General features: G+C 44.4%; 20 protein-coding genes. 14 read left to right on the top strand and 6 right to left on the bottom strand.

Going from position 1 to position 23308, the window contains the following annotated elements; translation table 11 throughout:
• Nucleotides 1-62: 62 nt before the first annotated feature.
• The 4 genes from ACX0G7_RS00975 (at nt 63) to ACX0G7_RS00990 (ending at nt 5954) form a co-directional block, all read left to right on the top strand.
• Nucleotides 63-656 carry a DUF3347 domain-containing protein gene (locus ACX0G7_RS00975; RefSeq protein WP_458921531.1) on the top strand — a complete coding sequence of 198 codons (594 nt, stop codon included), beginning with the start codon at nt 63-65 and terminating at the stop codon, nt 654-656.
• Nucleotides 657-720: 64 nt separating this feature from the next.
• The gene (locus ACX0G7_RS00980) at nt 721-3216 is read left to right on the top strand and encodes a TonB-dependent receptor (protein WP_458921532.1); all 2496 of its coding nucleotides are present in this window, start codon (nt 721-723) and stop codon (nt 3214-3216) included.
• Nucleotides 3217-3313: 97 nt separating this feature from the next.
• A complete protein-coding gene (locus ACX0G7_RS00985) occupies nt 3314-4852 on the top strand; it encodes a M20/M25/M40 family metallo-hydrolase (RefSeq protein WP_458921533.1) in 1539 nt (512 codons plus the stop codon).
• A 115-nt stretch (nt 4853-4967) separates the two neighbouring features.
• Nucleotides 4968-5954, top strand: a complete 987-nt coding sequence (locus tag ACX0G7_RS00990) for a pyruvate dehydrogenase complex E1 component subunit beta (protein ID WP_458921534.1) — start codon at nt 4968-4970, stop codon at nt 5952-5954.
• 162 nt (nt 5955-6116) lie between these two features.
• On the opposite strand, the gene ACX0G7_RS00995 is transcribed toward ACX0G7_RS00990, so the two are convergent.
• Nucleotides 6117-6392 carry a hypothetical protein gene (locus tag ACX0G7_RS00995; protein WP_458921535.1) on the bottom strand — a complete coding sequence of 92 codons (276 nt, stop codon included), beginning with the start codon at nt 6390-6392 and terminating at the stop codon, nt 6117-6119.
• 57 nt (nt 6393-6449) lie between these two features.
• The gene (locus ACX0G7_RS01000) at nt 6450-7223 is read right to left on the bottom strand and encodes a DUF4846 domain-containing protein (protein ID WP_458921536.1); all 774 of its coding nucleotides are present in this window, start codon (nt 7221-7223) and stop codon (nt 6450-6452) included.
• A gap of 86 nt (nt 7224-7309) precedes the next feature.
• Here ACX0G7_RS01000 and ACX0G7_RS01005 point away from each other — a divergent pair, with 86 nt between their 5' ends.
• On the top strand, nt 7310-8479 hold the full coding sequence (locus tag ACX0G7_RS01005) for a sigma-54-dependent transcriptional regulator (RefSeq protein ID WP_458921537.1): 1170 nt from the start codon (nt 7310-7312) through the stop codon (nt 8477-8479).
• Between the two features lie 104 nt (nt 8480-8583).
• On the top strand, nt 8584-9324 hold the full coding sequence (locus ACX0G7_RS01010; protein ID WP_458921538.1) for an alpha/beta fold hydrolase: 741 nt from the start codon (nt 8584-8586) through the stop codon (nt 9322-9324).
• A 10-nt stretch (nt 9325-9334) separates the two neighbouring features.
• Here ACX0G7_RS01010 and ACX0G7_RS01015 read toward each other — a convergent pair whose 3' ends face one another.
• Nucleotides 9335-10243, bottom strand: a complete 909-nt coding sequence (locus ACX0G7_RS01015) for a MerR family transcriptional regulator (protein ID WP_458921539.1) — start codon at nt 10241-10243, stop codon at nt 9335-9337.
• A gap of 134 nt (nt 10244-10377) precedes the next feature.
• Between ACX0G7_RS01015 and lepB the strand changes: the two genes are divergently transcribed.
• Together lepB and ACX0G7_RS01025 are read left to right on the top strand one after the other, a co-directional pair.
• Nucleotides 10378-11883 (top strand): signal peptidase I, encoded by a 1506-nt coding sequence (gene lepB / locus ACX0G7_RS01020; RefSeq protein WP_458921540.1) that lies wholly within the window; start codon nt 10378-10380, stop codon nt 11881-11883.
• Between the two features lie 82 nt (nt 11884-11965).
• Nucleotides 11966-12460, top strand: a complete 495-nt coding sequence (locus tag ACX0G7_RS01025) for a cytidine deaminase (RefSeq protein ID WP_458921541.1) — start codon at nt 11966-11968, stop codon at nt 12458-12460.
• Here the strand turns inward: ACX0G7_RS01025 and ACX0G7_RS01030 are convergent.
• Complete coding sequence (locus ACX0G7_RS01030) at nt 12457-13962, bottom strand: NAD(P)H-hydrate dehydratase (protein ID WP_458921542.1); 1506 nt, start codon at nt 13960-13962, stop codon at nt 12457-12459. The two genes, ACX0G7_RS01025 and ACX0G7_RS01030, sit on opposite strands and share 4 nt — an antisense overlap.
• A gap of 215 nt (nt 13963-14177) precedes the next feature.
• A complete protein-coding gene (locus ACX0G7_RS01035) occupies nt 14178-15362 on the bottom strand; it encodes a serine hydrolase domain-containing protein (protein WP_458921543.1) in 1185 nt (394 codons plus the stop codon).
• A gap of 270 nt (nt 15363-15632) precedes the next feature.
• Here ACX0G7_RS01035 and serA point away from each other — a divergent pair, with 270 nt between their 5' ends.
• The 4 genes from serA to ACX0G7_RS01055 all read left to right on the top strand — a co-directional run bounded on the left by serA (nt 15633) and on the right by ACX0G7_RS01055 (nt 20420).
• Nucleotides 15633-16871 carry a phosphoglycerate dehydrogenase gene (serA, locus tag ACX0G7_RS01040; protein ID WP_458921544.1) on the top strand — a complete coding sequence of 413 codons (1239 nt, stop codon included), beginning with the start codon at nt 15633-15635 and terminating at the stop codon, nt 16869-16871.
• 24 nt (nt 16872-16895) lie between these two features.
• Nucleotides 16896-18224 carry an ATP-binding protein gene (locus tag ACX0G7_RS01045; RefSeq protein WP_458921545.1) on the top strand — a complete coding sequence of 443 codons (1329 nt, stop codon included), beginning with the start codon at nt 16896-16898 and terminating at the stop codon, nt 18222-18224.
• An 11-nt stretch (nt 18225-18235) separates the two neighbouring features.
• A complete protein-coding gene (locus ACX0G7_RS01050) occupies nt 18236-19504 on the top strand; it encodes a tetratricopeptide repeat protein (RefSeq protein ID WP_458921546.1) in 1269 nt (422 codons plus the stop codon).
• Between the two features lie 184 nt (nt 19505-19688).
• Nucleotides 19689-20420, top strand: a complete 732-nt coding sequence (locus ACX0G7_RS01055) for a YqjF family protein (RefSeq protein ID WP_458921547.1) — start codon at nt 19689-19691, stop codon at nt 20418-20420.
• A gap of 85 nt (nt 20421-20505) precedes the next feature.
• On the opposite strand, the gene ACX0G7_RS01060 is transcribed toward ACX0G7_RS01055, so the two are convergent.
• The gene (locus ACX0G7_RS01060; RefSeq protein WP_458921548.1) at nt 20506-21033 is read right to left on the bottom strand and encodes a hypothetical protein; all 528 of its coding nucleotides are present in this window, start codon (nt 21031-21033) and stop codon (nt 20506-20508) included.
• Nucleotides 21034-21153: 120 nt separating this feature from the next.
• Here ACX0G7_RS01060 and ACX0G7_RS01065 point away from each other — a divergent pair, with 120 nt between their 5' ends.
• Nucleotides 21154-22113 (top strand): SAM hydrolase/SAM-dependent halogenase family protein, encoded by a 960-nt coding sequence (locus tag ACX0G7_RS01065; protein ID WP_458921549.1) that lies wholly within the window; start codon nt 21154-21156, stop codon nt 22111-22113.
• Between the two features lie 26 nt (nt 22114-22139).
• Nucleotides 22140-23198, top strand: coding sequence for a glucokinase (glk, locus tag ACX0G7_RS01070; protein ID WP_458921550.1), 1059 nt, complete (start codon nt 22140-22142; stop codon nt 23196-23198).
• The last annotated feature ends 110 nt before the right edge of the window (nt 23199-23308 follow it).

Here is a 23308-nt window from a genome sequence, read left to right on the forward strand (position 1 = left end):
AAACACCTAAGCGGCATGAATTTAAACCGCAATCCACTAACTTTACGAAAATCACAGGGTAAATGAAAAAAGTCGCCTTAATCATTGTTGTTCTTGTTATTGCAGCCTTTGTAACGTATCTGATCATGGGACGGAAATCCGATGAGCCCAGGGTAGAAAAGCCGAAGCCGCTGAGCCTTGGTCAGAAGTCAGGCGCTTTCAACGATTCGTTCAATGAACTGATGACTGCTTATTTCTCGGTGAAAGATGCCCTGGTTGAAAGCGACACTGTTAAGGCCAACGCCGCGGCAGCGAATCTTGCCCGGGCTGCTGAAACCCTGAAAACAGATGAGATCACCGGTGACTCTACCGGTGTGATCAAAGAAACTGCTAAAAGCTTTGCGGGAACCATTACCGGTTCGGCGCTGGGTTTGCGCGGGGAACAGAATATTGACAATAAGAGGAAGGAATTTGAAATGATTTCGGATGCATTATGGAGCCTCACCCGGACCGTAAAATATGAAGGACAAAAAGTTTATTACCAGTTCTGCCCGATGGCCTTTGATAATAAAGGCGCTTATTGGTTGAGCAATGATCCGAATATCCGGAATCCATATTTCGGCGAGAAAATGTTAACCTGTGGCAGCACCCAGGATTCTCTTGAATATAAAAATTAAACAGTAGCAAACTTTCGTTGCTGCCTGACTGTTAGCCTGAATTGAATCATTTTCAATATTGTTCATGCGAATAGTTACTAGCCGGCTGTCAGTAGATGAACCAAATGAAAAATTCTTCGTAAGTGCTGGTGTGAGCCGGTTGTTGATTATCATCATTTCATTTGTATACTGCCTGTTTCAATGCCCGTTGGTAACCGCCCAGGCGGCGCCTGTCAACGGTGAGCCCAGCCGCCCGGCCATCCCGACGATTACAAGTTCCCGGATATCCCTGAAAAAATACACGCTGAGCGGTTATGTACGTGATTCATTGTCAGCGGAATCAATGGCGGGAGCGTCCATAATTATTAATGGAGGTGGCAAAGGCGTCAACAGTAATAGTTACGGGTTTTATTCAATTACGCTTGAAGAAGGTAAATACCAGATCACCGTTTCTTTCGCGGGTTACCAGTCTAAAGTAATCGAAGCAGATTTAAATCAGAACCTTCAATACAACTTCCAGCTATTGCCCCAGGGTTACCTGGAAGAGGTTGTCGTATCCTCCCGGAAAAGAGATGCAAACGTTAAAAGCTCACAGATGGGAAGGATTGATCTTTCCATCAACCAGATAAAATCTGTTCCTGTTTTAATGGGAGAGACAGACATTCTCAAGACACTGCAGTTATTGCCGGGTGTAAGGAACGCAGGCGAGGGTAATACCGGGCTGTATGTGAGAGGTGGCGGACCAGACCAGAATCTTATCCTGCTGGATGATGCGATTGTATACAATACAGGCCACCTGTTTGGTTTCTTTTCAATATTTAATGCGGACGCCATAAAAAACACTACCCTGATCAAAGGTGGAATGCCACCACAGTATGGAGGCAGGCTTTCATCTGTGCTTGACGTTGCCATGAAAGAAGGAAATATGAAAAAGATGGAGGTGGATGGCGGACTTGGCCTCATAGCCTCAAGGATATCGGTCCAGGGACCCATTCTTAAAGACAAAGCTTCTTTTATTGTATCGGCAAGACGCACCTATATTGATGTATTGACAAAACCATTCATCCCCAAATCGAACCCGGCTCACGGGTCCGGTTATTATTTCTATGATCTGAATACGAAAGTGAATTATAAGTTTTCAGATCGTGACCGGCTTTATCTGAGTGGTTATTTCGGCCGGGATGTGTTTGATTTCAGGAATTCCGAACGTGGATTTAAAGCAGACATTCCCTGGGGAAATGCAACGGGAACGCTGAGATGGAACCATGTATTCAACCGGAAGCTTTTCGCAAACACCACGGCGGTTTATAACAGTTATAACTTTTCATTCGGGGCGGCACAAAATGATTTTGAAATAAAGCTATCCTCAGGAATCAGGGATGTTGGTGTAAAACTCGATTTTGACTATTACCCTGCACCACAACATAAATTGAAGTTCGGGGGTATTGCCACCTACCACACATTTATTCCCAACGTGTTGAGTGGGCGACAGGGCGAAACCGTTTTTGAGCCTGATAACGTAAATAAAAAGTATGCACTGGAAACAGGAATCTATATCCAGGATGATTGGGAGATAAGTGACAAGCTGCAGCTTAATGCTGGCCTGCGGTACAGTACCTTTAGCCAGCTTGGTCCACATACTATATATGAAAAAGATGCAGATGGCAACAGGCTCGATAGTGTTGTTTTTAACAGCGGGGTAGTGAAAACATATGGCGGACCAGAACCGAGGCTTTCCCTAAGGTACGCGATAGATGAAGAAACATCCGTAAAGGCAGCAGTTTCGCGCAATCTCCAGTATATACATCTTGTCAGCAATGCCGGTTCTACTTTGCCAACTGACCTCTGGGTCCCCAGCACTTACCGGGTTCAGCCACAGAAAAGCTGGCTCTATGCGGTTGGTGTATTCAAGAATTTCAACAACCATCTTTTTGAAACTTCACTTGAAGTCTATTACAAAAACATGGAGAACCAGATTGAATACGGAGAAGGCTATACCCCATCTTTAAATGATCCGGAGGAAGAGTTTGTATTCGGTCGCGGATGGAGTTACGGGTCTGAACTTTTTATCAATAAGTCCAGGGGTCAGCTCACCGGTTGGATCGGCTATACATTATCATGGACCAGGCGAAAATTTCCTGACTTAAATGGTGGCGAAACCTACTATGCAAAGTTCGACAGGCGGCATGATCTGTCAGTGGTCGGAATGTATGAGTTCAACAAGAAATGGAAATTTTCCGCTGTGTTTGTTTACGGTACAGGCAATGCCACAACGTTGCCGGAACGATTCTATCTTGTCAGCGGGGTATTAACGCAGGAGTACAGCAAACTCAACCAGTATCGATTGCCCGCTTATCACCGGCTTGATTTCTCGGCGACCCTGACGCCACAAAACCGGCAGAATAAAAAACTGAAAACTAGTTGGGTGTTTAGTATTTACAATGTCTACAGCCGGTTCAACCCATATTTCATTTATTTCGATCAGACAGGCACCGCCACCTCAGGAGATCTGAAAGTAGAGGCGTTAAAGGTTTCCCTTTTTCCCATCATTCCGGCCGTTACCTGGAATTTTAAATTTTAGACTGCCGGACCTGCAATATGAAGCACCGTTGCAATAAAACGTTTCAGCTGAAACTTTTCTGCTTGTATCTTCCCAGCTTAGCCAAAAAACTTATTGCATGAGAAAAATTTGTATCTCCCTTTCATTGCTTGCATTGAATGTCATCGCGACTGGTCAGGAAAAAATTGACCAGGACATGATGCAGAAAATACGGGCTGAAGGCCTGAATAATTCGAAAGTCATGGACATTGTGTTCCAGCTCACGGATGTAAACGGACCGAGGCTCATGAATTCACCCGGTTACCTGAAGGCCGCCAACTATGCTAAGACAGCTTTATCCGGCTTTGGCCTGGAGAATGCAAAGCTGGAGTCCTGGGGTGAATGGGGCAAAGGCTGGGAGCTTCAGAAATCTTATATAGCCATGACGGCACCTTATTATCGGCCACTTATTGCATTGCCAAAAACGTGGACAGCAAGTACCAACGGTCTCCAAACCGCGGACCTGGTGTTGCTCACCGCAAAAAACCAGGAAGAGTTGAAAGCCTTCGAAGGCAAACTAAAGGGGAAGATCATCATTCTTCCCAGGACCGATACGTTGATACCTACTTATTCGGCTGACGCTTCACGTTACACCACCGAACAACTGCAAAAAATGGCAGACTATGATCCCAAAGCTGTACCAGCAAGGGCACCCGGCACTTTTCGCCAGGTCCAGGGTGGTGGATCTGCAATCAACCTGGCAACACTCAAAGAAATGGCCGTTAAGGAAGGCGCCGTAGCAATCATCAGCACAACTCCCCGCGGCCGCGACGGTACTTTATTTGTCCAGGGTGGAGGCGCTTATTCAGCTTCAGCCCAGGCAAACTTCCTTGACATCGTTGTTGCCTTTGAAGAATACATGAGCTTATACAGGCTGGCGGCAGCGAACGTACCGGTGAAACTGGAACTGGATGTGAAATCAAGATTTACTGCCGCTGATACGAAGGGTTATAACGTCATAGCAGAGATCAAGGGTACTGATAAAGATTTGAAAGACGAGATCGTAATGCTTGGTGGTCACCTTGATTCATGGCATGCTTCACATGGCGCAACAGACAATGCAGCGGGTTGCGCAGTAATGATGGAAGCTGTCAGAATTCTGAAAGCCCTCGGAGTTAAACCTCGCAGAACAATCCGGATTGCGCTTTGGGGCGGAGAGGAGCAAGGTCTGCATGGTTCCCGCAATTATGTCAAAAATCATTTTACGGATACTACAGTTGTTCCCCGCCGTTTCAATAAAGAGGGCGACAAGGTTTCCGGATATTTTAACCTGGATAATGGAACAGGCAAGATCAGGGGAATATATACACAGGGCAATGCAGGGGTTAAGGATATTTTCAAACAGTGGTTAAGCCCTTTCAATGATCTGGGTGCAACAACCGTAACCCTGCAAAATACCGGCGGCACAGATCACCAGGCCTTCGATGCAGTGTTTATCCCGGGATTCCAGTTTATTCAGGACCCGATTGAATACGGCACAAGAACACATCATACAAACATGGATGGATATGATCATTTGCAGGCCGATGATCTGAAGCAGGCTGCCACGATCATTGCTGCATTTGTATACAACACAGCGCAGCGGGATGAAAAGCTGCCAAGGAAACCTTTGCCATGATATGCGATGATTGGGAAGTATGAGTGACCCTGTTCTAATATCCTATAAATCATATTCAATTCTTGTTTATCTGGTCACCAACCGATAATTTTGCCCAACTTAAATTTTAGAATCAATGGCAAGACAAATTGCATACCGGGAAGCACTACGTGAAGCGATGAGCGAAGAAATGAGGAGAGATGATCGTGTGTTTCTTATGGGAGAAGAAGTTGCCGAATACAACGGTGCTTACAAGGTTAGCCAGGGTATGCTGGACGAGTTTGGTCCGAAAAGAGTTATTGATACACCTATTTCGGAGTTGGGTTTTACCGGTATTGCGGTTGGTGCAGCTCAGAATGGCCTTCGCCCGATTGTTGAATACATGACCTGGAACTTTGCAGTTCTTGCCTTAGATCAAATATTAAATACCGCTTCTAAGATGTTGGCAATGAGCGGCGGACAGGTTGGATGTCCAATCGTTTTCCGCGGTCCGAACGGTTCGGCAGGCCAGTTGGGTGCACAGCATTCCACTGCGTTTGAAAGCTATTATGCAAACATACCCGGACTAAAAGTTATATCGGTTTCAAACCCGTATGACGCTAAGGGCTTGTTGAAAGCCGCTATCCGTGATGACGATCCTGTTATTTTCATGGAGGCGGAACTTATGTATGGAGAAAAAGGAGAGGTTCCCGATGGTGAGTACATTATTCCTATCGGCAAGGCAGACATAAAACGCCCCGGTTCGGATGTCACCATTGTTTCATTCAACAAAATGATGAAGGTAGCCCTCGGAGCTGCCGTAGAACTGGAAAAAGAAGGGATCAGCGCAGAAGTGATTGATCTCCGGACCATCCGTCCGCTGGACTGGATGACCATCCTGGAAAGCGTTAAAAAAACAAACAGGTTAGTAATAGTTGAAGAGCAGTGGCCTTTCGCCTCCATTTCTTCGGAGATTACTTACCAGATACAAAAAGAGGGATTCGATTACCTGGATGCTCCGATCCGTAGGATCACTGCTGCAGATGCGCCTTTGCACTATGCTCCAAACCTGGTGGCTCTTGCGCTTCCGGATGTTGCACGTACGGTAAGACTGGTGAAAGATGTAATGTATCAGAAGAAGTAATCTTTAGCAGGTTGTTGAACACCTGTCAGCCTAATAACATATCAGCCAGTCTCATAATGTTTCTACAATCCCGGGATTACTCCCGGGATTATTTTTTGATACGTGTATAGGCAAAAAAAAGCCGGAAGCAAAAGCATCCGGCCGTTAATGTTCTTATCGCAACTATTCAAATATTTTCACTGCATTAACAAACACCATCAGGACTCCGTAAACGAGGCCAAGGGTAAGTCCCCCTAAAAGTGCTAGCTTAACAATAGTTCTACTGACAACAGGAGTTGCTTCGATGTGTAGTTCTGTTTTCATAGGTGATACTTTTTTAGGTGTTGGATAATTGTTTTTACATGGATACAGATCTAAATTAATCCAGATTAGCCAAAAGTGCAAGCCCGGTAGGGAAAATCTGACCTCTTTTTTCCCCAGATACATGTTTTTTGGCATTAGGTACCTGATTATCATTTAATTCCGGAATCAGCTTTGAATTCTGGATAAGATAGATTACCACTCCATGAGCTGGTCCGTTGTGAAGGTCCATTCCGGTGTCACGATGGGCATCAGAGAGTTGTCTGCCACGTACCAGGGTGAAACTGAATTCCCGGAGGGATTCTTCAGGACGTGAATGGATTGTGCCGGCATGTAACTTTGGGCAACCATGTAGATCTTTCTTCCTGAACGGTTCATCGCGACATCCATCACGATCACTGCGTGCCCGGGAAATCCTCCCTTGATCAAAATATCTCCCGGCTTGATTTGTTCAAAGTCCTTTACCTTTTTCAGCTGGCGGGAAAGGGAGGCCGTGCCACAATAACTGTAAACCCTTTCGAGATATCTCTCAAAACCTAAAGAACTTCCGGTGGCGTTGTACAAGTACTTCCTGCCTGCATTATCGATAAAACATATTTCATTGTCCCTGCCGGCATCGAGCAGGTACTCCGCCCTCAGTCTCATAATCGCGTCAGCACACTGTTGCAGGTCCTTTTTTCCGACAGGCTTCTCCAACACGGCGAACTGGGCTTGCTGGTTAGGCTTCCTGGTTCCGTCATACAGATAGACCACATTATCCTTTCTCAACCTGATCTTCCTCAGCCAACTCCCAAAAGATGCGGGAGCTATATCTATCCTCGAATAACCGTCGGGAAGCGGAATATCACCGACATGCTCAAATAAAGTATTATTTTGCGGCGGCAAATCCGAAACGCTTTTTTGTTGCGAGTGGGTCAATCCTTCAAGAAAAAAAGACAAAAGAACCGTGAGTATCATGGGAATTTGCATAAAATCGGTTTAGGTTCTGTTAATACTGTTACCTGGACTGTGATGATACTTCGTAATTAATCCACGCAAAAGACTGTTAAAATTATATGTCGAATATTCTGATCATAGATGATGAAAAAGCAATCCGGAAAACCCTGACGGAAATTTTATCTTACGAAGGATATAAAATTGAAGAAGCCGGTGATGGCGACGAAGGTCTAAAGAAGTTCCGGGATAAGGCCTACGACGTGGTGCTTTGTGACATCAAAATGCCCAAACTCGATGGCCTTGAATTTCTTGATAAGGCGCGGGAAGTTAACCCCGACATCCCGGTGATCATGATTTCCGGTCACGGCACGATTGAAACTGCTGTTGAAGCCGTAAAGAAAGGTGCTTACGATTATATCTCAAAACCGCCTGATCTGAACCGCCTCCTGATAACCATCCGCAACGCGATGGACAAAACCAACCTGGTGGCGGAAGCAAAAGTGTTGAAGAGGAAAGTGAGCAAGGTGGAGGAAATGATAGGCGAATCAAGTCCGATCACGAAGATTAAAGACACGATTGATAAGGTGGGACCCACTGAGGCAAGGATCCTGGTTACAGGTGAAAACGGGGTGGGTAAAGAATTAGTGGCAAGATGGGTTCATGAAAAAAGTAACCGGGCGACCGGGCCGCTTATTGAAGTGAATTGTGCCGCTATTCCCAGCGAGCTGATCGAAAGCGAATTATTTGGTCACGAAAAAGGATCGTTTACTTCCGCTGTTAAACAAAGAATTGGCAAATTTGAACAAGCACATGGAGGCACACTGTTCCTCGATGAGATAGGTGATATGAGTTTGAGTGCGCAGGCGAAAGTGTTGCGTGCGCTCCAGGAAGGTAAGATAACAAGGGTAGGTGGTGATAAGGATATCAGCGTAGACGTTCGTGTAATTGCTGCAACTAATAAGGACCTGTTAAAGGAGGTTGACGAGAAAAATTTTCGCCTGGATCTTTACCATCGTCTGAGTGTTATCATCATTCATGTACCATCACTGAATGACCGTCGGGATGACATCCCTTTGCTTGTCGATAAGTTTCTGACTGATATCTGTACCGATTATGGCATTGCTAAAAAAGGAATTGACAAGGATGCAATTGACACACTGAAACAACATAACTGGACTGGGAATATCCGCGAACTGAGGAACGTTGTTGAGAGGCTGATCATACTCTCAGGCAAGACGATTACGGCAGACGATGTACGCTCTTATGTACTGCCTAATCATGGATCATAATAACCGCAATTGGCTTCAAGATAATATGACGGGCAAATACTGAGCTGATGAAATCCGATCTGGATAACCCGGCATGTAATAATTGCGGATAACCATCGTTAACATTGCGGTCAGACAATAATATATCAGATGAAGGAACAGCACGGGAGAAGTTATTTGTGAAAAACAACACCGAATATATTTATTGCCTCAGCGGGCTGGGGGCAGATCAGCGCATCTTTAAAAATGTTACTATCCCCCACGCAGATCTTGTACACCTGGACTGGATGCTGCCGCAGGAAAAATCTGAAGCGCTGGAAGCTTATGCAAAAAGGCTGGCAATAAATATAAAACACGAATTACCTGTTCTGATGGGTGTTTCGTTTGGGGGAATGATGGCGATCGAGATTGCGAAACTTATTCCTGTGAAGGCGGTAATACTGATCTCTTCTGTGAAATCAAGTCATGAATTACCTTACTGGATGAAGCTTTTTGGAAAATGTAAGGCAGAATATCTGTTGCCCTCCGTGCAGTTGAAATCAATAAGGCCACTCAGCGCAATCAAACCGATCCAAAATTATTTCCTGGGAGCGAGTAGTCGTGAAGCGATAGAGATTGCCAATGAGTTCACAGACAATGTTGATCCGCGTTATCTCAAGTGGTCGGTGCATAATATCTTCAATTGGAAAAACCAATGGAGTCCCGCCCAAACCTTTCATATTCATGGCGACAATGACAAACTGTTTCCGATTAGCAAAGTGAAGCCTACCCATGTCATCAAAAACGGGGGGCACTTTATGGTGATGAGTCATTGTGATGAGATCAATAAGATCGTTACGGAGATCTGTTCGGGGCTTAATAACTAGCCGGTTTCAATCAACTATTTTCACTTACAGATTCAACATCAGCCCCGCGATGTACAAATGCAGTTAACTCACTGACAGTTTGCAACAAGGTGACATTCGGCGGCCGGACGTTCACTTTGCAGACATGAGCGCCACCAAAAAAGATGTTCTTGTCGGGGAGCTGGGCGGAGAGCTCTGTAACAAATTTGTCGATGTTACAGTTGACCAGGTTTGTAATCAGGTAAAAATACAATTCGGTCACAGGCTGTTTTGAACAGTAATGAATCACAACTTCGGTGTCTGTGTTTATTCCAAGATAGATAACCGGAACTTTATTTTTTTTCAACAGGTACCACATGAAAAGAAGTGGTATTTCATGAAATTCATTTTTGGGTGCAAAGATGAGTACTTTCCGGGGGCTTTGGGGATCAGGTGTGTCCAGTTTGTTTATCGCAACTATCATCTGGTTTTTAATAAAGGAACTGGCAAAATGCTCATGAGCGGGAATAACGCGTCCGGTAAGCCACAGCATTCCGATCTTGTTCAGGAGTGGAAAAATGACCTTCAGAACCAGTTCTTCATAACCGAGCGCAGACTCAGCAGTCCGCAAAATATTATCAAATCTTTCCTGGTCAAAATCGATGGACGCTTCCATCAGCCAGTTAATGAAAATGTCATGATTGTCCTTTTCATATTTGACATCAACGGCCAGATCATGAATCTCTTTTTCAGACAAACAGGCAATGCGTGAAATCTTATAACCCTTGTTATACAGGTATGCGATCCTGAGGATATATTTCAGATCATCGTTATCATAAAAGCGATGGTTACCCGCTTTACGCTTAGGCGACATCAGATTGAAACGCTGCTCCCAAATCCTGAGGGTATGAGCCTTAATGCCGCTTAGATTCTCGATATCACGAATAGAAAAATGGTTCATATCCTCTGTAACAATTTGAAAGATATTACAACTAACAAGTTTAGCGGAATATTGTTTTTTGCAAATACACCGTTAATACATGGTTTGTTTGCCCGTATTTATGGTATTTTTGCCCGAATTTTAAAACCCTGAGAATGAGTTTTTCCGATCTTTCTGTTCTTGTTCTGATCTCCATTTTACTAGTTCTGTTACCTGCTCCCGGTTTGGCGGCAATGTTCAAAAAAGCCGGAATTCCCTCCTGGAAAGCCTGGGTTCCTTTTTTAAATACCTGGGAAATGCATAAAGCTACCGGGCTTCGTAAACATTGGTATTTCTGGCAATTTATACCCGTGGTCGGCTGGTTCATCACACTCTGGATATTTGTAGAATGGGTTAAGGTGTTTGGCAAATTCAGACTCTGGGAACATGCAGCTACTGTCTTTGTACCATTTCTATATTTTCCCTATGTAGGATACAATAAAGATGACCGTTTTCTAGGCCGGGAGGTCGTGAAAAAACATCAGAAATCTGTAGCCCGTGAATGGATCGATGCCGCAGTATTTGCCATTGTTGCGGCTACACTTATCCGGACTTTCATCTTTGAGGCATACGTTATTCCAACAGGCTCCATGGAGAAAACGTTATTGATCAACGACTTTCTCTTCGTAAGCAAACTCACTTATGGGCCCAGGATTCCGAATACACCGCTCGCTGTACCTTTTGTACATCATACCCTGCCACCGATGAATACAAAATCGTACACCGAAATAGTAAAGATTCCATACACCCGCTGGTTTAAAAAACCGGTTGACAGGAATGATGTGGTAGTCTTCAATTTTCCTGCCGGTGATACTTTGACAAAAGAATTTGATTCGAAGTTTCCTTATTATGATATGGTCAGGGCCTATGGCCGGGACAAGGTCTGGGAAGACTACACCGTCTCAACAAGACCCGTTGATAAAAGAGAAAATTACATCAAAAGATGTGTTGCTATAGCCGGCGACACACTTGAGATCAGGGAGGGTATACTGTATGTCAACGGCCAGGCAGCCTTTGTTTCTCCCACGCAGTCCACCTATTACCTGGTAGAAACAAATAATGTAAGACTGGATGAAGATGTATTAAGAGAAGCCGGGGTTCATCTGAACCAGGATGATGAATCGCCTGATTTTGTAAATCGCCAGGGATATTCTTACATGATCAACCTTACAAATCCCGAAGTGGATATCGTAAAAAAGATCGCCGGCGTCACAAGCGTAAAAAGAGATATCATCAATAATTACGGAGATACCTACCCGAACGATACTACTTATTTCAATTGGTCCATCGACAATTTCGGAAGACTGTGGGTGCCAAAAAAAGGATCGACCATACAGCTTACCCCACCGAATATTGCGCTATACAGACGTGTGATCAAGGTGTATGAAAACAATGAATGGGAAGAAAGGGATGGAAAAGTTTACATCAACGGTGCTGTGGCTGACAAATACACTTTCAAGATGGATTATTTCTGGATGATGGGAGATAACCGCCATAAATCGCAGGACAGTCGTTTCTGGGGCTTCGTTCCGGAGGATCATATAGTCGGAGGTGCATGGCTGATCTGGATGAGTTGGGACAAAGGCCCGAGATGGAACAGGATCTTCCATAGAATTCATTAAAACTGATAGCAAACGGCCGGATCATTTCTCCGGCCGTTTTGTTTAATGGTTTATTTTTAAGTATTCTCAAATTGTATCGCGAATGAAAAAAACCCAACATATCCTGGATTTTGAAGAATATGACTCTACGAAAGAGTTGAATGCGAGTGACGCGGAACTTTTAGCCGAAGCAAGAACTGCTACCGCCCATGCCTATGCGCCATATTCTAATTTCAGGGTCGGGGCCGCAGCCTTGCTTAAAAACGGCATAATAGTAAGAGGTTCAAACCAGGAAAATGCATCATATCCTGTCGGCATTTGTGCTGAAAGGGCCTTACTGGCTGCCGTTGCAACGCAGCACCATGGTGTTGCGGTTTCGGCCATTGCCATCAGTTATAATAATGTAGGCGGAGATAGTGATCATCCGATCGCTCCCTGCGGTATGTGCCGTCAAAGCCTTGCCGAGTTTGAGTCGCGCATGAACCAGCCGATCAGGCTGATCCTTGGAGGAATGGAAGGCAAAGTGTTCGTATTGCCAGAAGCCGGCGCACTACTCCCACTTGCATTTGACAAAACCGAACTCAGCAAAAAAACCTAGGACGGCTTTAGTTGTAAAAATGCCTTGCCCATACAGGTGATAAGATCCGAAGCAATGAGAGCTTCTTTACCCGTTTCTCCTGCAGCGATATCTCCGGCCAGGCCATGCAGATAAACGCCCAGAACGGCAGCGTCTTCCGGCTTGTATTTTTGAGCAAGTAAACCGGTGATAATACCGGTGAGTGTATCACCAGTGCCGCCGGTGGCCATCCCCGAATTTCCGGTTGTATTAAAATAATTTTGTTCAGGGGTAGCTATTAATGTAAAATGTCCCTTAAGAACTATGATAATATTGAGCTCTCTGGCCATCCTTGAGGCAGTATCCATTCGTTCAAAATCATTATCAGTTTTTCCAAATAGCCGTTCAAACTCTTTTGGATGTGGAGTAAGTATGGAACCTGGAGGCAGCTGCGCTAACAAGGCATGGTTAGCAGAAATGAGATTGAGTGCGTCCGCATCGATCACCAGTGGAAGGGGATAATTATTAATCAAATTATGAAGTAGTAATGAGGTTTCTGCCTCCTGTCCGAGGCCTGGCCCGATACCAATACATGCGTAACGTTCGGTCGGATTTGCCAACCGGGTATTATAACGTTCGCCCTCATCCGTTTCGGTCATTGCCTCCGGGCAGGAGGTTTGCATTATCTCGAAACCACAGCCAGGTACATGCACTGTGCACAGCCCGACACCTGATCTTAAGCATGCATTGGTAGCCAGGATGGCTGCACCCATTTTCCCATAACTGCCCGCAATGATCAAAGCATGGCCAAAGCTTCCTTTATGACTGAAATCGTTTCTTGATTTGTATATACGCTGAATAAGTGATCGATCCACGAGGTGATTATTGCTCCGCTTCTCAAGAAGGAATCCGGGGTGCAGTCCAATGTCAAGGGAAAGTATCTGCCCGCATGCTTCCTCGTTTTCAGGCATCAGGAAAGCAAGCTTATATTGCTGAAAGGTGAGTGTGTGTTGTGCAACAATATGAACATAATTTTTCGAACTCTGATCTGCCGAGAGGCCACTGGGAATATCGATGGAAATAACTTTACAACCGGATCTGTTGATGTGTTTGATTATGGATGCATTAAGGTCCCTGGGTTCGCGGTTCAGACCAGACCCAAAAATTGCATCAATAATTATATCGTCTTTCGGAACGGGATACATACCTTCTTCCGTCGAAATAAACCGTATTACTGCATTGGTTGTGTGAAGAGCAGCAAGGTTCTGTTGAAAATCATCAGTTCCCTTGTGACCGAATTCCAGGATGTAAACCACCACCGTCTGGCCGTTAATAGAAAGCATTCGTGCGATAGCAAGCCCATCGCCTCCATTATTACCCTTCCCACAAAATATGGTAAAACTGCTTTTATTGTAACCCTTTGCCATCAGCCACCTGAAGCATGCTCCGGCTGCTCGTTCCATTAGATCGAGGGAACTGATAGGTTCATTCTTTATCGTATACTCATCCCATTGGTGAATCTGCGAAGCGGAAAAGATTTGCATAACAGATCTGCTTATGAATTTGTCATTGGAGCAAAAAACAAAAACAAATCTATTGATTATAACAATCCGGCAACAAAAATTTGCTAGGGTGCAGGATCGACGCAGCCAGCTTATACAAGGGTACTTACATCATTATGACGCACGACAATTGCATCGTCACTTTCCCATGGTGATCCCAGGATACTTATTGCATTACTCAGGGCAATTGACTCATGCTATCTCCGGGTAATAGCATCATTCTTTGCCGAGTCATCGTGGAAGTAATTGCCAAAAATATCTGCCATGTCCTTGGTCTTGTAGATCATTTTGGAATCGTTATTACAGAAAGCGATGATAGCGACATTTTCATCAATTAAGCGATAAAATGCTGCCCGGTTACCATGCCACCAGCCATTGTGGTAAATTACCTTTTTGCCGTTTTTGAGAAGTAGCATTCTCCACCCCAGACCGTAATTATGTGTTCCTGGTTTTTCGAAACTATAAGGAGAATACGCAGAGTCGAGCAGCAATTTGTTCACAAATTTGCCGGAGTTTAGTGCCTGGTCAAACTTGAGCATATCGCGTGCTGTACTATAAATATTTTTGTCGCCGTAAACGAGGTCAAGGAAATCGAACGCATATTGTCTGCCGTTGTGAAAATAGGAGGGAAGAGAGCGGGCACTGTCAGCAGTAGTATAAGCATAAGTATCCTTCATACCCAGTGGCTGAAAAAGGTTTACATGGAGATATTGACCGTAAGTTTGGCCACTCACTTTTTCGATGAGCAGGGCAAGCAATGCATAATTGGTATTTGAATAACTAAACCTGCGGTCAGCGGCACCAATGTCAATATCCTGGTGACGGGCTACGATAAAGTCAAATACGTCCTGGTTTGTAATCGTTCTCTTTTTATCCCAGCCGAGTTTTTCCATATAATGGACATAATTCGGCAGTCCGCTGCGATGATTCAACAGGCTTTTAACAGTAACACCGGGCAGGGGAAACTGGGGCAGATAGACGGAAAGAGGATCAGATACCTTTATTTTACCCTCGTCCACCAGCTTCAGCACCGCCATAGCTGTGATCGTTTTGGACACAGATGCCAGGTGAAAGGGTGTGGTAGGGGTGATCGAATCTTTATGGGAACGCGGATTGCGGAATCCGCTGTACATTTCGTAAATGATCTCTCCGTTTTTGGCAACGAGAAGGCTGCCATTCAAACGGCCATTACCAAACAGTTTTTGCGCAAATTCTTTACTGGCATTTGAGTATCTCCTGAATTCTTCAGGCGACAGAGACGAGGTGTTGTGAGCGATAGCGACACCAGTTGGGGCGCTTTCACTGATCCGGGATTTATTTTCTTCCTGGCCACAGGCAGCCAGTATTACCAAAATAGGTATACACTTCAACAAGTTTTTCAAAAGGACCGTTTTATGGTGGTTAGTAATTACATCAAAATTAAAGCCTACATCCTTGTTTTACCAGGAGATTGGCCCTAAAAATGAATTTTTAAAAAGTTTTCTTCCAAATGCTAATGATAACTGACTAGTGTTTAACAAAAGCCGTTATGGTAATTGCTAAAAATCTCCCTAATAGCAAGCTTCGATCCAATCTGTTTTTCCATTCCGGTTTTTAGATCCATATTTGCAAATACCATCAGAAAACCTAACGCAAAAACAGACCAGGGCAATATGAACGACAAAAAAAATACCAGTTATCCCAAAGAAAAAATTAATATACTTTTTCTTGAAAATATCAGCGATACAGCAGTAAAACAGTTAAAAGATGCAGGTTATAGCTCAGTTCGCAAGCTAAACGGTGCTCTTTCGGAAGAACAGCTCATAAAAGAGGTCAAAGATGTGCATTTGTTGGGGATAAGATCCAAAACCCAGATTACTGCCAATGTCTTGAAGGCTGCAAACAAATTACAGGCTATCGGCTGTTTCTGTATCGGGGTGAACCAGGTGGACCTGAAAGCTGCCACAAAACTTGGGGTAACGGTCTTCAATGCACCATATTCCAATACCCGGTCCGTTGCTGAGCTGGTAATAGGACTTTCTATTATGCTGATCCGGCGCATTCCTGACAAAAACAAAGCTGCGCACGACGGAATCTGGATGAAGGACGCAAAGGGAAGTTATGAACTAAGAGGTAAAACGCTGGGAATCATTGGTTACGGAAATATTGGCTCCCAGGCTAGTGTGCTGGCTGAAGCGCTTGGAATGAAGGTGATTTTTTATGATATAGTTACCAGGCTCCCGCTTGGAAACGCCGAACCAAAAAAATCATTGAAAGAAGTGCTGGCTGAAGCCGATATTGTCACACTGCATGTTCCGGATACTCCGTCAACCAAAAATCTGATCAATAAGTCCACGCTGAAACACTTCAAGAAAGGCTCGATCCTTATTAATTACGCCAGGGGAGAGGTAGTGGATCTTGAGGCTTTGAGAAAAGCATTGCTCGAGGGGCAGTTGTCAGGTGCCGCGATCGATGTTTTTCCATGGGAACCTGAGAAAAACGGTGATCGTTTTCAAACTCCCCTGCAGGATCTGCCGAATGTGATATTAACACCACATATCGGAGGTTCTACAGAAGAGGCTCAACAAAACATCGGTCAGGATGTTAGCAACAAATTATACGAGTATCTTGAGATGGGCATCACGATCGGTTCGCATTCCGTTCCGCCACTGAGTATGCCAAGGCAGGAAGGTGCTCACCGGATTCTTCACATTCATAGAAACGTACCTGGTGTTTTATCAGAAATAAATACCCAGCTATCTAAAAATAATATTAATATACTTGCCCAGTACCTTAAGACAAATGATGAAATAGGTTATGTGGTACTTGACCTGGATAATCAGCTTTCAACAGAAGCGTTAGAATTGTTAAAGAAGGTAAAGGAGACGATTAAGGTCAGGCTATTGTATTAAAAGGGAACGTCTAAACGTGGGTTTATGTCACAGGAAATGATTACCTCCCTGCAGGAGGCGCTTAATGTTTCACCGGATAATATTCCATTGCGATTGCATTTGGCAGAAATACTACTGACTGAAAAAATGTATTCAGATGCCGCCCGTGAATTCAGGGAAGTGCTGAGTCGCAATTATGGAAATCTCAAGGCGAGCCATGGTTTGGCCGAGGCATATTTTCATCTCCAAAAATATTCCGCTGCGATTGTTATTTATGAAGAATTAGGCAACAGCCTCCAGATGAATTCGATGATACATTATATTAAATGCCTGGTCAGGGAGCACTCCATTGAACCGGCGCAGGAATTGTATCAGCGCGTGTTGGTATTGAATCCGGGATTCCGTGATGAGGAAATTGATTCAGCGCTCCGTATGCCTGGTGGCAATAATCTTCCGGAGGATTTCGAATTCAATGATGAAGACGAGTTTGGGGACGACAGCAAATATTTCCTCGAAAAGCCTTCAATAAATTTTTCAGATGTCGGTGGAATGAAACGGGTGAAGGACGAAATCGCCCTGAAAATCATTCAACCCTTAAAGAACCCGGATCTTTATAAAGCATTCGGCAAAAAAACCGGCGGTGGTATCCTGTTATACGGTCCCCCCGGCTGCGGAAAAACATTTATCGCAAAAGCAACAGCAGGCGAGATCAATGCAAAATTCATAAGTATCGGCTTACATGATATCCTCGACATGTGGATTGGTAACAGTGAAAAAAATCTCCACGAAATTTTTAACGTTGCCCGCCGTAACACGCCCTGCGTATTATTCTTCGATGAGGTTGATGCCATTGGTGCAAGTCGCAACGATCTTCGTCAATCAGCAATGCGCCACGTGATCAACCAGTTTCTTGCAGAACTTGATGGTGTGAATTCGGACAATGAAGGCATTCTGATACTCGCGGCCACTAATGCACCCTGGAGCGTGGATGCAGCGTTCAGGCGGCCGGGTCGCTTCGACCGTATCATTTTTGTGGAACCTCCTGACGAAAATGCAAGGATAGATATTATCAATACAATGCTCAGGGAAAAACCTGTGGCCGATGTTGATACAAAAAAGATAGCCCGCGAAACCGATCAATATTCCGGGGCTGATCTTAAAGCCCTGATAGATCTGGCCATTGAGGATAAACTGGAAGCTTCTATGGCAAGTGGAAAACTGGAACCGATTACCACGAAAGATCTGCTCAAAGCGGTAAAGTCTCATAAAGCCAGCACACTCGAATGGCTGGCCTCCGCAAGGAACTATGCGCTCTATGCAAACGAATCAGGTTTGTATGATGAAATCCTGAAGTATCTGAAGATTAAAAAGTAAGATTTAGGAAGATGGAGGATATCAACCCAAACATACAGCGCGCGCACATTCTGCTGGAACAGGGAAGACCGAAGGATGCTGAAAAGCAGCTCACCGAAGCCTTACAATCTGATCCGGATAACCATTATGTACTTTCACTGCTGGCAAAGTGTAAACTGGATCTGAGAGACTTTGATGGTGCGACAAGTTTGATTGAATCAGCCATTAGGCAGGCGCCAAATGAGGATTATTATTTTTACCTGTATGCATTTACCAATTATCAGCAGGATAAAAATGGCAATGCACTCATTCACCTGCAAAAAGCGTGTGCGCTTAATCCTTATGCTTCGGCATATTTCGGACTTTGGGCGATGATCCTTATTGAGGAGAAACAATTCGAGGCCGCGCTCATGAAAGCTGATGAAGGCCTGGCCCTCGACCCTGAAGAACTGACGTGTCTTAACGCGAGAGCAACTGCATTAAATAAGCTTAAGCGTACGGACGATGCAGTGGCCACTATGCACAATGCGCTGAAACAGGATCCCACCAACGAATTTACACATACGACAGTAGGATGGAACTATCTTGAGAAGGGCAAACACAGGCAGGCCGTTGATCATTTTAAAGAGGCACTACGGCTTAATCCAACCCTGGAGTCTGCGCGAAGTGGACTCAAAGAAGCACTTAAATCCAAAGTTGCGCCATACAGGTGGTTGTTGAAATATAATTTCTGGATAACGAATAAAAGTAAAAACGCAAGATGGATAGTTCCCATTTCCATTTTTGTGGCTGTAAGGATCTTTGCCGGCGCTTCCTCAACGGGCAGTGGAAACTGGAAGATGGTTGGAGGTATTGTGCTGGGACTTTATCTGCTACTGGTCATAACCAGCTGGGTGATCAATCCATTGGCTAACTTCTTCCTGCTGTTTGACAGGGATGGCAAATATGCTGTATCAGCTAACGAAAAATGGAATGCACTTTCTTTCACAGGTGCAATAGTGCTCGGATTAATGGTGGTCATCGCATCTATATTGATGACGTCTCAAAACGATCAGAGTAATGGTATGCTGGCAGCAGGGCTTATACTTATGTCAGTGGCTATTCCCCTTGGGCATATGAGATATCCGTGGAAGATCAGGGGATCAAACTTTCTGCAATGGTATTCTATGTCGCTTGTAATAACAGGCTTTGTCACTGCGATCTTCTGTGTCTTCAGTAACGAAACCCTGCCTTCCTTTGCTGCAATTTACCTCTTGGGTTTTGCAGCATATATGTGGGTCCATGCTTTTTCAACACGTTAACTGCGAAGATTGACGATGCAGGTGTATGGTTTTTCAACACGCTAAACGCAAAGATTGACGATGCAGGTGTATGTTTTTTCAACACGTTAAACGCGGAGCTTGGCAATGCAGGTGCATGGTTTTTCAACACGTTAATTCCAGGGCATAAAACAATTGCGCAAAGAATTTGTTTTAACAGCACAAGATGATAAAGAAGTCTAAGTTCCTGACTGCAGAATGGCGCAAACTCATTATGGCGAATTATGCAGTTGATGCATCCGTTCTTCAAAAATTTCTTCCTTTCAAAACCGTATTGGATTCGTTTGAAGGAAAACATTATGTGAGTCTTGTGGGCTTTATGTTTCAAAACACAAGAATGCTAAACCTGAGCATTCCTTTTCACACGGATTTTCCTGAGATAAACCTCCGTTTTTATGTCAAATTCAAGGATGGTGACACATGGAAAAGAGGAGTGGTATTTCTAAAAGAGATTGTACCGAAGCCGGCTATCAGCTTTGTTGCAAACCTCATTTACAAAGAAAACTATGTTAGTCTCCCGGTAAGGCACAGTGAAGAGTTTAATGAAGACAAGCTAAAAGTAAGTTACGAATGGAAATTTCGCAACCAGTGGCACAAGCTCGCGGTAAACACTTCATCATTACCCGTCGCACTTGTACCCGGATCGCAGGAAGAATTTATCACCGAACACTTCTGGGGATATGCAAAAATCAATGGCCAGTCTACCGGTGAGTATGAAGTTGAACATCCAAGATGGGAAATCTATCCGGTAACTGATTACAACATCAGGTGCAATTTCAAGGAATTATACGGAGCCCAATTTGCAGGACTCGACGCCATGGAGCCGGAATCTGTTTTTCTTGCAGAAGGTTCAAAGATCAGTGTCTATAAAAAAAGGCTCATCACTGAAACGGGTTAAGTCGCGGTAACTCACGGGGTAGTTGAGAGAACGAATAATATTATTGAGCCCCGTCTTCGTGAGCATCGTCAGATTGTTTGGATAGCTAAATTTTTTTTAGCTTTTTAAGGATCTTTGCTGCCCGGCTTTTGAACGCCGGTGACTCAGTTTCCATGCCGGATTCAATTACAGTTTTCAATTCGTCCCTGATATCGGGATAGCGTTCCCTTAAATGATCTAAAATAGTCAGTGCATTCGCTTTTACAGCAGGAGGTTCGCTGTTCGAGGTGATTATCTGGAAACATATATTCATCATTGTGCCATGCTGGGAAGGCGGAACAGGCACATGCTGAAAGATCCTCAGCGAGTTTCGCTTTACTCCGCTGTCGACATTTTTACCAGCAAGATTCGTAATTATATCTTTTGCATGGGGCTTAAGAAGATCCGGCCTGATAGTGCATACTTCGCTGGCGATCCAGGCTGCTCTTTGTGCAACCCTTTTGTCCTTGCTGAAGAGGTAAGAGATCAATTCGGCAAACAATTGTTTATTGGCACCAATCAATGCAATAACTGTTGAAGTATTATCTCTTGAATGTCTTTCCAGGATCAAATGTTTAAGCCCTGTTTCTCCCATAGTATTTACGTTTAAGAGGTACAATGACAACCCGGTTTGTGGCAATGCCAGCTAAGCGTTATCAAGAGGAAAAATTATACATCAGTACTTAATTACTATTCGTTTTTTAACTTCACAACTTTGAAAGTTTACAAATTAAAACAAAAAAACAAGTTGATCCATAGAGTAGTACTGTTGTTAATCGCTGTGAGCGGTCTGGCTTCCTGTCACTCAAAAAAAAGCGCCATTGTTTTTCAGACAGATTTCGGTTTAAAAGACGGCGCCGTGAGTGAAATGAAAGCCATTGCTTATGGCATAGACCCGGACCTTGCATTGCATGATCTCACACATGAGATACCAGTATTTAATACCTGGGAAGCTGCTTATCGTTTGCTACAGACCGCTGTTTACTGGCCTGCAGGAACTGTTTTCGTTTCTGTTGTCGACCCGGGCGTAGGAACAAACCGACGATCTGTGGTAATGCGAAGCAGGACCGGGCATTATTTTGTAACTCCGGATAACGGAACCCTGCAGTTTGTAGCGGGTGCGCTTGGCATTGATGAGGTGAGGGAAATTGACGAACAAAAAAACCGGCGAACTAATTCTTCTCATTCCTATACATTCCATGGGAGAGATGTTTATGCTTATACCGGGGCCAGGCTTGCCGCTGGCGTGATATCTTTTGAAGAAGTGGGCAGGCGCTTACCCGATTCCGTTGTGAGCTTCCCGTTTCAACAGCCATTGTTCCGGGGCGACAGCTTAGTCGGAAATATTCCGGTGCTGGACATTCAGTTTGGGAATATATGGACAAATATCCCTGACTCGATCTTTAAAAAACTAAATATTAAGACCGGGGAACATATTATGGTTACCATTCTGAAAGATACAAGTATAGTGTACCGGGGGCATGTTCCATTTGTGAACACTTTCGGTGAAGTACCCCATGGCACTGCGCTTGCATATATGAACAGCCTGATGAATTTTTCGCTGGCAATAAATGAAGGAAGTTTTGCGGATTCACTCAAGGTTTCAAGCGGACCCGAATGGAATGTGCATATTTCCAGAACTCCGAAAATCAATACTTTTGCGCCACGTCAATAACGCCTCGTTCATAAAACTTCTGAAGCATGCCTGTCTTTAATGATTCATTCAGTATACCGGTTTCACTTCCCGGCAAATCAACTTTACCACTAAACGGTCTCAAAATTCTTGCCGGCGACATTGGCGGAACAAAAACAAATCTTGCGCTCTTTCATGCCACACGCAATAAGCTGGAACTTCTTAATGAAACAAGATTTGCCTCTCCCGATTATAATTCCGTCGGATTAATGATCCGGGATTTCCTTACAGCCACAGGTGAGGGACTACCGGACAGAATCTGCCTGGCGGTAGCCGGACCGGTGATAGATGGCAAAGCAGAACTCACTAATCTCAACTGGGTACTGGACAGTGATGTGTTGATGAAATCCTTTCTTGTTGAAAGCGTGTCAATGATTAACGACCTGGAAGCGGTGGCATATGGGCTATCCAACCTGGGTTCTGAAGAACTGATGGTCGTAAGGGAAGGAAATCCACTTGCTCGTGGAAACATGGCCATTATCGCCCCTGGAACAGGTTTGGGCGAGGCAGGTCTCTTCTGGGATGGAAAGTATTATCATCCCTTTCCGACAGAAGGGGGTCACTGCGACTTTTCTCCAAGAACCGAAGAGGACTTTCAACTCACCAGGTTCCTGCAAAAGGAATATGGTATCGTGAGTTGGGAAAAAGTCGGATCGGGCCCTGCGATATATGACATTTATAGATTTCTTGACCAGGGCCGAAATGGTTCTTCGCCTTCATGGCTCGTAGAAAGTTTGAAATCTGAAGATCCTTCAGCGATCATCAGCACAGCCGCGGAGGATGAGAAGGATCCGATATGCGAGCAAACCATGGAATTGTTTGTACGTTACCTGGCCAGGGAGTCGTCAAACCTGGTACTTAAGATGAAAGCAACAGGTGGGCTTTTTCTTGGGGGAGGTATCCCTCCGAAAATAAGTTCGCTATTGGCAAGATATAATTTCTTTGAACATTTCATGGACTGCGACCGTATGCATCACCTGTTAGAAGAAGTGCCAATTTACCTGATTCGTGACGACAAGACCGGTTTAAATGGCGCAGCTGCATATGGTGCTTATGGTATTCACTGATTCATTTGTTTAAGAAAATACCCGCCTCCAACGAACTATCATTCACCAGCATCGTTAATTAAACGCTAAAGCAGGAGTTTTTTTCCTGTAAGTGTACCCAACGCCTGTCG

The organism is Flavitalea antarctica, from assembly GCF_054461535.1.